General features: G+C 50.4%; 13 protein-coding genes. 1 reads left to right on the top strand and 12 read right to left on the bottom strand.

Annotated elements, in window-relative coordinates:
- Positions 1-2: 2 nt before the first annotated feature.
- From SELR_RS03430 to SELR_RS17590, 11 genes are all read right to left on the bottom strand, one after another.
- Positions 3-740, bottom strand: a complete 738-nt coding sequence (locus SELR_RS03430) for a 16S rRNA (uracil(1498)-N(3))-methyltransferase (RefSeq protein WP_014423808.1) — start codon at positions 738-740, stop codon at positions 3-5.
- Positions 737-1687, bottom strand: coding sequence for a 50S ribosomal protein L11 methyltransferase (prmA, locus tag SELR_RS03425; protein WP_014423807.1), 951 nt, complete (start codon positions 1685-1687; stop codon positions 737-739). Before prmA ends, SELR_RS03430 begins: the two co-directional genes overlap by 4 nt.
- A 71-nt stretch (positions 1688-1758) precedes the next feature.
- On the bottom strand, positions 1759-2457 hold the full coding sequence (locus tag SELR_RS03420) for a M48 family metallopeptidase (RefSeq protein ID WP_014423806.1): 699 nt from the start codon (positions 2455-2457) through the stop codon (positions 1759-1761).
- Positions 2458-2519: 62 nt separating this feature from the next.
- The gene (locus SELR_RS03415; protein WP_197537164.1) at positions 2520-2783 is read right to left on the bottom strand and encodes a radical SAM protein; all 264 of its coding nucleotides are present in this window, start codon (positions 2781-2783) and stop codon (positions 2520-2522) included.
- A 272-nt stretch (positions 2784-3055) separates the two neighbouring features.
- Entirely contained in the window at positions 3056-3502 is a 447-nt protein-coding gene (locus SELR_RS03410) for an HI0074 family nucleotidyltransferase substrate-binding subunit (RefSeq protein WP_065813988.1), read from the bottom strand.
- Complete coding sequence (mntA, locus tag SELR_RS03405) at positions 3493-3780, bottom strand: type VII toxin-antitoxin system MntA family adenylyltransferase antitoxin (RefSeq protein ID WP_014423803.1); 288 nt, start codon at positions 3778-3780, stop codon at positions 3493-3495. The genes SELR_RS03410 and mntA overlap by 10 nt, the downstream gene beginning before the upstream one ends.
- Before the next feature lie 251 nt (positions 3781-4031).
- Positions 4032-4940 carry a radical SAM protein gene (locus SELR_RS03400; protein WP_014423802.1) on the bottom strand — a complete coding sequence of 303 codons (909 nt, stop codon included), beginning with the start codon at positions 4938-4940 and terminating at the stop codon, positions 4032-4034.
- Between the two features lie 6 nt (positions 4941-4946).
- On the bottom strand, positions 4947-6965 hold the full coding sequence (locus SELR_RS03395; RefSeq protein ID WP_014423801.1) for an LTA synthase family protein: 2019 nt from the start codon (positions 6963-6965) through the stop codon (positions 4947-4949).
- Positions 6962-7729: a DeoR/GlpR family DNA-binding transcription regulator gene (locus SELR_RS03390; RefSeq protein WP_014423800.1), complete on the bottom strand. Its 768-nt coding sequence runs from the start codon at positions 7727-7729 to the stop codon at positions 6962-6964. The genes SELR_RS03395 and SELR_RS03390 overlap by 4 nt, the downstream gene beginning before the upstream one ends.
- 142 nt (positions 7730-7871) lie before the next feature.
- Entirely contained in the window at positions 7872-9176 is a 1305-nt protein-coding gene (locus tag SELR_RS03385) for a glutathionylspermidine synthase family protein (RefSeq protein ID WP_014423799.1), read from the bottom strand.
- A 19-nt stretch (positions 9177-9195) separates the two neighbouring features.
- Positions 9196-9762, bottom strand: coding sequence for a hypothetical protein (locus SELR_RS17590; RefSeq protein WP_014423798.1), 567 nt, complete (start codon positions 9760-9762; stop codon positions 9196-9198).
- Positions 9763-9949: 187 nt separating this feature from the next.
- Here SELR_RS17590 and SELR_RS03375 point away from each other — a divergent pair, with 187 nt between their 5' ends.
- Positions 9950-10627, top strand: coding sequence for a hypothetical protein (locus tag SELR_RS03375; protein ID WP_014423797.1), 678 nt, complete (start codon positions 9950-9952; stop codon positions 10625-10627).
- Positions 10628-10684: 57 nt separating this feature from the next.
- Here the strand turns inward: SELR_RS03375 and SELR_RS03370 are convergent, their stop codons facing one another.
- On the bottom strand, positions 10685-11827 hold the full coding sequence (locus tag SELR_RS03370; RefSeq protein ID WP_014423796.1) for a S41 family peptidase: 1143 nt from the start codon (positions 11825-11827) through the stop codon (positions 10685-10687).
- Between the last annotated feature and the right edge of the window lie 12 nt (positions 11828-11839).

Below are 11839 nucleotides of genomic sequence, written 5' to 3'. Positions count from 1 at the left end.
CCTTACGCGCCTAAATCGCCGTTCTCATACTGCGCTACGGTAATGGCCGCTACCGCTGCCGTCTCCGCCCGCAGGATTCTGGGGCCCAATGTCACGGCCCTGCCGCCTGCTGCCTGCACGGCTGCAGCCTCATCCAGAGTAAAACCGCCCTCCGGGCCGATAAGCAGCACCAGCCGCTTGCCCTTTGCACTCTGCAAACAGGATTTTACCGTATAATCCGCCTCATTTTCGTAACAAAAGACAATTTCCGTATCTTCGCCGCTAAAATCCTTGAGCAGCGCTGACAGGTCAACGATGGATGTTACCTCCGTCAAAGCAGTGCGGCCGCACTGCTTGGCGGCTTCTTCGGCAATCTTCTGCCAGCGCTGCTGGCGGGCGGCTGCCTTTTTCGCATCATAGCGCACGACACAATTGTGGCTTTTCACGGGGACAATTTCCGTTACCCCCAGCTCCACAGCCTTCTGTACCACATAATCCATCTTGTCGGCCTTCAAGAGACACTGGGCCAATACCAGCTCCAGCGGGGATTCCGTATTCGCCGCCAGTCGTTCCTTTAACTGCATGGTCACGGCCTCTTCCCGGAAGGCCGTCATTTCCATGCGGCCCACCTGACCGGCATCGTCCACCACAATGACTTCCTGCCCGGCCTTGGCCCGCATGACATGCATCAGGTGATGGGCATCACTGCCGGTGATCTCGATGGTATCTGCCAGCATCCCCTTATAAAACAGCCGTCTCATTTGCCTTCTCCACGGCTGATGGTCATCGCCACCCAGCCTCTTTCTTCCGTCACCTTGTCTACGACGAAACCATGAGCCAGACAAGCCTCCGTCACATCAGCCAAGCGCTCGGCAATAATGCCCGAAGCCAGCAGATGGCCGCCCTCGGCCAGATGTTCATCCAGTTCGTCAAAGAGCATGATGATGATATCAGCGATAATGTTCGCCACCACCAAATCTGCCTTGCCGTCAAAGGATTTCAGGATATCGCTGACACCGGTCCTGACAACATCTTCCACACCATTCTGGCGGATATTTTCTTCTGCCACCTCCACGGCTACCTTATCGTAGTCCATGGCCGTAACATCCGTAGCGCCAAGCTTCGCCGCCGCAATGGAAAGCACACCGGAGCCCGTGCCCACATCAAAGACACGCATGCCGCCCTTGACCAGCGTTTCCAATTCCCGGATGCACATAGCCGTAGTCGGATGAGTACCCGTACCAAAAGCAGCGCCCGGATCCAGTTCAATCACGATATCATCGGGGCTGGCCTCATAATCCTCCCAAGTTGGTTTGATGACAATCATGCCGCCAACCTTTTCCGGATGGAAATAGGCCTTCCAATTATCGGCCCAATCCTCGTCCCGCACCGTGTTCCAGGAAATCGTGCAGGGGCCTTTTTCCATATCATCATCGGCCATAGCCTTGAACTCCTTGATCCGCAGTTCAAAAGTACGCAGTTTGTCGTCCAGATCCTCGTTCACCGGCAAATAAGCCTTGACCGTGACAATACTGGTATCAGCCGCCCGCTCAATGTCCGAAAAATCCCACTGACCGGCATCAATATAATTATTAAGCATCTCCGGATCTTCAATCACAACGCCGGAGGCTCCCAAATCATGATAAATCTCCGCCACCACATCCGTGGCCTCATGGGTGGTCTGAATGCTGACTTCCGCCCACTGCATGCCTATCACTCCTTTTCCTATAGCAATTCCTACATTATATGATGAACATCTGAAAAAAACAAGGGCAGATATTACTCTGCTGCCTCCATACGCAAATTATTTAACCGTGCCCTGACTTCCCGCCAATTTGGCATAAATTTGGCTACCAGGCCATAAAACCGCTTATTATGATATTTTTCAACCAGATGCGTCAATTCGTGAAGTATCACATATTCCAGACACACCGTCGGTTTCTCTGCCAACTGAACATTGAGCCAGATTCGCTTCGCCACAATATTGCAGGTGCCCCAGCGGGTTTTCATGTATTTGGTACGCCATGCATTGGCTTTAAGACCGGTGATTGCCTCCCATTTTGGCATAAGCATTTCTGTCTTCTTTATGAGTTCTGCCCGATAGACCTCCCGCATAAATTTCTCCCGCCATTCCACGGAGGATTTTTTCGGCAGATACAGCAGGATCTTATCCCCCATGATTTTATAGGCAGGCTTTGCGGATTCGATAACCACAAGGCCATAAGCCGCGCCCCATAGATAAATCTTCTCCCCTGACACAAACTGCCTTTTGGCAGGCTGAGGCTGCTTCCGGAATTTTTCAATCTGCCGCCGCACCCAGGGAAGGTTCTGGCGGGCAAATGATTCAATCGTCTTGTTGGGCACGCGCATAGGCGCAGAAATAACCACCCTGCCGCAGGGTGGTTTGACATACAGGTGCATATTCTTGATTTTCTTTTTCTGAACTTCAATGGCGACTTCTGCCACCTGGATCTGCATGGGGCGTTCCTCATCTCGTTATATTGGCTTTATTATAGCGGATGCAGCAGGAAACCACAAGGTCAATCACTTTCCTGCACCCCGGCGCCGTTGAAATCCGGTACGTATTCTTCGGAAGCACTGCGCCGTTCCTGTATATAGGCATTTTCCAGCCCTAAACTCAAGGCGTAGTCCACCATGGACTCATATTCAAAGGTGGTCAGACGGCGGTTTATCTTTTTATGCTCACAGGCTTTATACATGGGCGTGTACTGGCTCATCAAGCTGACCTGAATATTTTTCCAGAGCCACTTCACGATAGCCATGCTCTCATGACGATTCGACAAGTTATACGCTAACTCCAACTCACCAACCGTAGCCCCATTATATCACTAAAAGATTTTTTCTCAAATATAAAAAACGCGTGTATTCCCATACGTACAAGGAATACACACGTTTTTATATTATTTTTTCTCGGCTTGTTCTTTGTTTGCTTTTTTTATTGCATCTTTTACTTCTTGATATGCTTTATCATCTTTTACTAATTTGAAGTTCTCTAATTTTCCACTCATTATATTACCTGCAAACTGTAAACACTTACTTTCTTCATTATACGTGATTACTGGCTGATCTTCACCATTGATGGGTCTTCCATTCCCGGTCCAAGCTCATATTTTTGGTTTACCATTTTACTATACCACGCTTGCAACAATGATTCGTAAACATATATACGTTCTGCCAATTCTTTTGCCATTTCTTCGTCATAGGTATGAGCAGTCAAATTTCGGTCATCTACCATTTTTAATGCCTGTTCCGTTTCTACATCGCTAAAAATTCCCACCTCACGCAGACAGCGAATTACCTTTTTAGGCGAGGCCACATCCAAACCTTCATGGTCATACAGATAATCCTTGCCGCATTTCCACATGATTTCAAAACAAAATTCAAACCGCTGAATCAATCCGTCACGCTCGATTTCACTTAGATTATCCTTGCTCACCGCTTCATGCAGACGTTCCAATGCTCTTCCCGCCCCTTGAAAGCGCTTGCTATCTATCAGGTCCATCGAATACCATCCCTTCTGATTTCTTCACGCAATGACTCTGCGGCTTTGCTCATATCTACAATATCCACACGATAAGGAATGGTCGATTCTTCCAGCTGCTCCCGCAGGTCAGAAATTTTCCGCTCATTAGGCATACCTGAAAATTCTACCGCCACATCCACATCCGAACCATGCCGTGCGGTACCTCGTGCCCAGGATCCGAAAAGATATATTTTTGCATCTTCATCAGCCAGCATAGACTGTACCATCTGTCGTATACGTTCTATATAAGTGTTCATAAATATTCTCCACTCGAAGCCTTCTCCTTAACTTTATTCTAGCACAAGAAAATGGCTTTTGCTACACAGTTTATTACAGTGCCTTTTGTCAAGCACCAATTTTTCCTCTGCCAGAAGGCATTTTGAATATGCCAAAGTCTCTTCAAGATGCCTTCCGGCAGCTTTTTAGGCCACTTATATTAAGCAGTATGGCCGGTCATCAGTCCCCATACAAAGCAGGACAGATGCTTGCAAATGGGGGTCACTACATATTATCTAAGACAGCCCTGCACCCCGGCGCCGTTGAAATCCGGCACGTATTCTTCCGAAGCACTGCGCCTTTCCTGTATATAGGCATTTTCCAAGCCCAGGCTCAGGGCATAGTCCACTACCGACTCATACTCAAAGGTGGTCAAGCGACGGTTTATCTTTTTATGCTCACAGGCTTTATACATGGGCGTGTACTGGCTCATCAGGCTGACCTGAATAGTTTTCCCGAATTTTTCCCAGAGCCACTTCACGATAGCCATACTTTCATGACGGTGGCCGGGCAGGATCATATGGCGCACCAGCACGCCTTTTGTCAGCCGGCCATCAGAAGCAAACTGCACAGGTCCGGTTATCTCCACCATCTTTGCAATCGCGGCGCTGGCCTGGGCAAAATAATCTGCCGCCGCTGAATATTCCCTGCCGCTGGCTTCCTCTTTATATTTCAAGTCCGGCAGGAAAATATCCACATAGCCCCGCAGGGCTTCAATCGTCTCTACCGTCTCATAGCCACTGCTATTGTAAACCACCGGCAAATGAAAGCCTTTTTCTTTGGCCATGTCTAAAGCAGCAATTATCTGCGGCACATAATGGGTGGGCGTTACCAAATCCAAAGTAGCCGCCCCCCGCGCCTGTTGTTCCAGAAAAATCTCTGCCAACCGCTCTATGCTGACCTCCATCCCCTTGCCATCATGACTGATTGCATGATTCTGACAGTAAACACAGCGCAGATTGCAATAAGAGAAAAACACCGTACCAGCACCCTTCTCTCCCACAAGACAAGGTTCTTCCCATTGGTGCAGGGATACCAGGGCAATCCGTACCTTATCTCCCGCACCGCAAAAGCCCGCCCGCTGAGTGCGGTTGACACCACAGCGGCGCGGGCAGAGATTACAATTTGTAATATCCAGCATTTTGCGTTATCTTCCTTTTTCATCCAATATCTTTTGGTCCAAAATCGGTCCATACTTTGGCCGCCACCAGGAAATGGCTCTGATCGCGTTGATATAATCCTGCATGACCTGGTCGTCAACAGCGGGATTTTCGCTGCCAGCAACAGCCTCCGGCACCAAAGGCGTGGTATCCGCCTTGCCGATGGCCTTGCGCGTGATCCAAAAGCCATAGTTGACGCCTTTATTGCTGGTAGTCGTTAGGCTCTGCCCCAGGGCCATGTAATTTGTGCCCTTTGGTGCCACCAGCTCCATCAGCGTGGGGAATATATCGATCTGACTGCCGGCGCTGTCCGCCAGCAATGTGCCTTTATGGACATTCTGACCAGTCAAAATGAAAGGAATGCCATAACGGGCATACATATCGGGCTGCTTTTCGATATTGTAGCGGTCGCCATGATCTCCTACAATGAGAACCAGGCTGTCCGGATACTTTTCCTTGACCTCCCGGACGAATTTTGCCAGTTCCCGCTGGGCATACCAGTAATGGCCCAGTTCCCGCAGCAGTTCTTCGTCCTGCTGATGTTCTGCAGGCAGTGCCGCCCGCACTTTTTCCTTGTCATAGCCCTTGGCTTCCACATCCACATCGTAAGGCGAATGATTGGAAGCATTGAGAATTACATTGAAGCTGGGGGCATCCGTCAGACGCTCCAACACATTGGCGTAAAGGCATTCATCCTCGCATCCCCAGACGCTGCCCGGTACATCACCGAAATCGCCCCGGCTGTAGAAATGGGCAAAGCCCTGAGCCTGGGTAAAAGCGCCAATCCGCTCCCAGGTGGCAGGCCCGGCATAGAAGAAGTTCGTGTCATAGCCGAGCTTTGCCATTTGTGGAGCCGAAGCCGTAGAATAGGGCGCTGCAAAGGACTCCGGCATGGTGGTCAGATAGAGGTTGGCATCTGCCCAGCCCGTTACCACGCCGGTCACTGCCGACACGGTGCTAGCCCCATTTGGCAGGAATGTGGGACAGTAATCCGTATCCTGCTCTGCGACCAAAGCACGCAAATCCTCCGCAATAGGAATATCCTTGTACTTGTCCAATAAAGGCCAGTTGGCCAGACTCTCCGAAAGGATCACAAAGACATGACGGGGAGGATTATCCGTCCCCTGTACCACGCTTTTCTGCAGATAAACATCGAGGTTGTCGGTATCCGCCGGTTTGCCGCTCAGGTTGGCCGCCAACTGCCGGATATCCTCCATGGTGAAATCCAGCCCATTGCAGGCCAGCATGCGACTGTTGAGACTATAGGCCCGGTAGATGGCCTGGGGATTGTCCAGGATGGCCTCGTTCAGGAACTCATCCTTGGTCACACCGGCATTTTCCCAGTCCACCGCCGTCTGCCAGCCCAAACTGCCGCCGAAGATGCCCAACAGCACGGCAATATATACCCCATAGAGGAACGTCGCCCGCACCGCCAACTTCTGCCAAAGCGGCCAATGACGAATGGGCAGCAAGGGAACTTCCCAGGCCAATAACCTGCGCAGGAACTGCCATAACACCAAGGCCAGCACCACAGCCCCCGCAAACCTTGGCAACAGGCCGTACTGATCCACCATGGTCCAAAACAGGGCAGTCCAATCCTCATTCATGCCCGTGAAGATCATCTGATTGAAATTCATGCGATAGATGCGGTAATAGGGAAAGCTGGCCATATAAAGCACAGACAGGGCGCCCAAAAGCAAACCATTTATGCCCAGCCACAAGTATTTTTCAACTTTTGGCCAAAGATAATGCGCGGCAAAGGCCGGCACAAAACTTATTAAAGTCAGCGCTCCCGCCGTCTGCATGCTCAAACGGCTGCCCCGCCAGAGTGCTAACAAAATATCGTCATTGCCGGTATTCGGCCCCCAGTAATCATGGAGCCACAGGATAAAAAAGAGCCGGAAAAGGGAAAGGACTGCCAGGTAAAAAGCATATACCTTCAGTCCTTCTACTATAACCCTATGAAAATTTTCCCAGCTGAGTCTTGAGGGAAAATTCATACTCATGGCAGGATGATTTCCACTCCGTAAGAATCAGCCGCTTCCTGGATATCCTGAGCCGGCAGCGTATCGGTGATCAGACCGGACAGGGTATCCAGCGTCGTGTAGTTGTAGTTGCCATCGGTGCTGAGCTTGCGGGCTTCAGCCACCACATAAGCCTTCTTGCTGTGGCGGATGATGGCCGCCTTGTTGATGCCGTCATCGATATCATAGGTGGAAACACTGTTTTCCTTGACATCAACGCCTACCGCACCGACAAAAGCGATATCCGGTTTCAGACGGGAGATGAAGTCCAGCGTCATGCCGCCCCAGAAACCATCGCGGCTCTTGTTGATCTTGCCGCCGGCGAAGACCACGCGGATTTTCGGATTGCGGGCCAGCACCACAAGGATATCGATCATATTGGTCACAACCGTGATATCCTGATCCATCTTCACGAGCAGTTCGGCAATGGCCAGATTGCTAGTGGAGATATCCAGGAACACCATATCACGTTCATGGATGAGCTTTACAGCAGCCTGAGCAATGCGCTGCTTGGCCTCCACGTCGGTATTGCGATGCTTGCTGACCTCCAGCATATGGCTGTTTTCACGGATGCGTACAGCACCACCGTAAGTACGTTTGAGCTTGCCCTTCTTCTCCAGAGCACCCAAGTCCTTGCGGATGCAGTCTTCAGTGACCTTGAACTTCTCGCTGAGTTCACGTACGCGAACCTTGCCGTCACGGGCTAACATGTTCAGAATAATTTCCTGGCGTTCTTCCAAAAACATAGTTCTTTCACACTCCCATAAATTTTTCCTTACATCTTGGGGAAAGGTAAGGTATTGTTTGCTATTATTGTCTGAAACCTATCTTATCATATTTACTAGGAAAAATCTATCCCTAAGTAATAGAAAATAATTATTTTGAATATTATTGCAATCCCAATGGGAGCCAATATGCTTCCGTACCGGCAATCTGCTCCGGCGAGAAGCGGGCATAGAGGGCACTGGGGTTCTTGCCCAGCATAAAGCAGCTCAGCGTCTCATAGCCTTTCAGCCGCCCGCTGTCCGTATCGGCTTCACATTCCTGCTGATCCACGAAGAGCTGATACATATCGTCCTTGCTGTCCCGGCGCACGATATCTTCCGCATCCACATCCTTTACGAGCTTCACCCCCTGTCTGTCCAGCACCTCGATACCGGCACCTTCCCTCCCCCAGATGGGCTTCTTGATCCAATCCGAACCAGGGGGCATTTTATCCGGGGTAAAGTCCCGGGCAAAATAGGAGGGCAGCATATAGCGGCTGATGATATCCGCTTCCTCAGCGGTAAACACCCGCTTGGCACCGGACTGCTGATTCAAGGCCCAGACCAATGCCTGGAACGCCTTGGACTGCATGATGATCGCCTCAGGCGGATTGAACATGATGAAGCGGTCATGGAGATAGCCATCCATGAAATCCTTGCCCAAGGTATCGCCTTCCGGCGTCGTTTCCTCAATCAGGATCTCCAGCGGATGCAGGCGATAGATGGCATTGGCCGTACGCCCATCCGGCAGCAGGATACTGCCATCATTCCGCACCGCCAGATCGTAGAACGACGTGAAGCAGATGGCATCATCGGCCTCCACCGCCATGGTATTCTGCCGCATGGCATTCATCAGGAATCTTGTCGTAGTCAGATCCTCATCATAATCATGGAAACAGGCAAACAGAAAGGGATGCTTGCGATGAAACCGCCCCGTGCTGATGCTGACGCCGGGATGAGAAGCCAGGAAAATCTCATTGAGCCATTGGCACAAGCGGTCGTATTCTCCCTCATTGGGATTTTCCTGCTCGAAATGGGTGCAGGCCACCGTATTGCCATAATAAGCCTCCACCACGGCGCAGGGGGTATCGGCATTGATTTCCACCATATGGAGATTGCCCTGCTTGTCCAATACATAATCGAACCGGGAAAGCCAGGTGGACAGATGCAAGGGATTCTCCTTGGTCAGATACGGAATCAGCTGGGGCGGAATCTCCAGATCCACCAGGAAATTCTCCCCGCACCGTTGGCATACGCTGACCGCCCGCTGAAAGGCTCCATAGAGAACGCCGCTGACATAGCGCAATTCCTCAGCCCGTTCGCGGCTGATCAGCGCGATATTTTTCGTGGGATATTTGTCCTCATATCCTTCATACTCCACAAAAGGGAAAATATTGCGGTTCAGTAAATCCCGCCAATCATCACACATATCCTATCTCCTTCACTTCTTACGAGGATGAACTTCTTGAGCCGGCAGAACCGAAGCCACTCTTGGAACCGGTCGAACTACTCTTGGCCGTACTCTTCGTACTGCTCGTACTGCTCTTGCTCGTGGAAGCACTGGTAGTCTTACGGCTGGAAGAACTGCTGCGACTGCCGCTGGAACTGGAAGACTGATCCTCTTTGTCCTTGACCGGCTGCACCGGATCGAAGGTGGTATAACGATGCGTCTTGGCATTGTAGTAACCGCCGCGGCCATTGCTGAGCCCATGAAACAGATAATACCCGGCCGCCAAGCCTGCCAGCAGGGAAGCTGAACCGCTCAGGATGCTCAGATTGCCATCGTCCTCCCGCTTGAAGGTAACCGTCCGTCCGTCATCATAGGTGGCAGTTTCCGAGCCATCATCATTCTGGGTTAAGGTGTACTCATTCCCCTCGCTATCCGTCAAAACATTCTCATTTGCCGCCTGGCCTGCGGGGACTTCCCCGTCCTCGCTCATCCAATTGGCAAAAGCTGCTGTAGTCGCCACCGCTGTGAATATGGCCAATGCCCTTGTGGTTGTATTGCTTAACAATTTTTTCCCTTCTTTCATCCTCTTTCTTTTTTATCATATGGCATACTTTCCAGCTTGTCAAATGTCTATATCTATAAGTCAATCATTGCAATTTCATAGCGATTAATTTCTAATCTTGCTTTAATTGTAATTGTTTGCAAATAATGCTATGATGTCTCTGTATGTAAAATGAGGAGATGATGTTTAAATGGAAGAAATGGAAAACAAAGAAACGGGTAAATGCTGGAATAAGAAATTGGTTGCCTTAGTCGTGGCAGTCGTCCTGATTGCCTGCGGTGTCGGCGGCTATATGTATTACAAACGCACCCCTGCTTATTCCCTGCAATTGATTCAGGATTCCGTCAAAGAACACAACTGGGAAAAGTTCAGCCGTCATGTGGATACCAAGAGTCTGGCCGACTCAGCCTTTGACGATATCATTGAAATATCCCTGGAGGAAGATACGACCATGGACGCCCAGACCAAAGCCTTGGCCGCCAACTTTGCCAAGCTGCTGAAGCCGACGCTGACGAGCCTGATTGAATCCTCCGTCAAAGAATATGTGGAAACAGGCGAATTCAAAGATCTCGATGATAAAAAGGATGGCGGAAAAAAATCCAAACGCCAAAAAGAGAATCCGGCAGAAAATCTGTTAAAGGAAACCAATGCCGATAAGCTGAAATTCACCGGCGTGAAATCCACAGAAAAAGATGGTACCGGCACAGTAGTTGCTATGGGGCTTCATGATGAATCCCTCAATGCCGATTATGAATTGAAAATCCGTATGATCCAGCTGGAAGATGGCACCTGGAAAATGAATAAAATCGAGAATCTCAAGGATTTCTATAATGCCACCAAAGAGGCCGAGAAGAATAAAAAAGCTTGAGCCAAAACACAAAAAAACGCTTGCTGCTGCGCAAGCGTTTTTTTGTGTTTATCGCCCTTATAATTTTTGCTGCAAGATCTCTTTGGCCATATTGAGCTGCTTGTCTTCCGTATCCTCTTCACTGAGATTTACCGTCACATCCGGCTCAATGCCAATGCCATCGATGCATTTGCCGCTGGGCGTATAATATTTGGCAATGGTCAGTTTCAAACCATCATCATGGAACAGGGGCACCACCACCTGCACGGAGCCTTTTCCATAGGACTTTGTTCCCACGATAGTTGCCGCTTCTGTATCCTGCAGGGCCCCGGCTAAGATCTCCGAAGCGCTGGCGCTGTTGCCATCAATCAGGACAACCAACGGATATTTGACTGCTTCCAGGTCGGAATCGTATTCTTCCCGGCTGCCATCCTTCTGGACGACGGAAACGATATTTCCCTGGGGAACCAACATCTTCGCTATATCGACGCAACTGGTAATCAGTCCGCCGGGATTCTGCCGCAGATCGATGATCAAGCCCTGCATGCCCGCATCTTCCAGTTTATCAAATTCTTCCTTGAACTCTGCTGCCGTATTTTCTCCAAAGGAGGCAATGCGGATATAGCCCATATTGCTTTCATCGAGCAACTTGCCCTTTGCGGAGCGGACCTTGATCATATCCCGCTCGATGGTGTATTCCTTATCTTCCGCATCGGCGCGGTGAATCATCAGCTTGACCTCCGTGCCGGCTTCGCCGCGGATATGCATGGCCACTTCCTCGGGCTGGAATTCCGTCACAGGCGTGCCATCCACGGACATGATCTCATCGCCGACCTTGAGCCCCACCTTTTCGCCGGGAGTTCCCTCCAGCACCGACATGATGGTGACCTTGTCATCCTTGAAGCCCATGGTCACGCCGATGCCGCCAAAAGCTCCGGCCGTATGCTCCTTGAGGGATTTATACATGGAAGTCTTCATATAAATGGAGTGGGGATCCCCCAGGGACTTCACCATGCCATCTATGGCCCCGTCCATCAGCTTGCTGCTGTCCACATCGGTGACATAACGGGTTTCGATCATGCGCTTGACACCGAAGAAGCGCAACAGATCCGTGGTTTTGTCTCCGCCCAGTCCCAGGAGCTTCATCAGCCCCATAATGGTCAGGAAACTGGAGGCGATGGCCGTTATCAGAACGATCAGCGCTATTTTCTTCTTACTCAAAAATTTTCACCT

Source organism: Selenomonas ruminantium subsp. lactilytica TAM6421, assembly GCF_000284095.1.
Taxonomy (GTDB): Bacteria; Bacillota; Negativicutes; order Selenomonadales; family Selenomonadaceae; genus Selenomonas_A; species Selenomonas_A lactilytica.
The sequence above is the reverse complement of the archived record's forward strand: the minus strand, read 5'-3'. Positions and strand labels throughout refer to the sequence as shown.

Coding starts and splice junctions, on each gene's coding strand:
- SELR_RS03430 (WP_014423808.1), bottom strand. CDS start 740: ATGAGACGGCTGTTTTATAAGGGGATGCTGGCAGATACCATCGAGATC.
- prmA (WP_014423807.1), bottom strand. CDS start 1,687: ATGCAGTGGGCGGAAGTCAGCATTCAGACCACCCATGAGGCCACGGAT.
- SELR_RS03420 (WP_014423806.1), bottom strand. CDS start 2,457: ATGCAGATCCAGGTGGCAGAAGTCGCCATTGAAGTTCAGAAAAAGAAA.
- SELR_RS03410 (WP_065813988.1), bottom strand. CDS start 3,502: ATGGACCTGATAGATAGCAAGCGCTTTCAAGGGGCGGGAAGAGCATTG.
- mntA (WP_014423803.1), bottom strand. CDS start 3,780: ATGAACACTTATATAGAACGTATACGACAGATGGTACAGTCTATGCTG.
- SELR_RS03400 (WP_014423802.1), bottom strand. CDS start 4,940: ATGCTGGATATTACAAATTGTAATCTCTGCCCGCGCCGCTGTGGTGTC.
- SELR_RS03395 (WP_014423801.1), bottom strand. CDS start 6,965: ATGAGTATGAATTTTCCCTCAAGACTCAGCTGGGAAAATTTTCATAGG.
- SELR_RS03390 (WP_014423800.1), bottom strand. CDS start 7,729: ATGTTTTTGGAAGAACGCCAGGAAATTATTCTGAACATGTTAGCCCGT.
- SELR_RS03385 (WP_014423799.1), bottom strand. CDS start 9,176: ATGTGTGATGATTGGCGGGATTTACTGAACCGCAATATTTTCCCTTTT.
- SELR_RS03375 (WP_014423797.1), top strand. CDS start 9,950: ATGGAAGAAATGGAAAACAAAGAAACGGGTAAATGCTGGAATAAGAAA.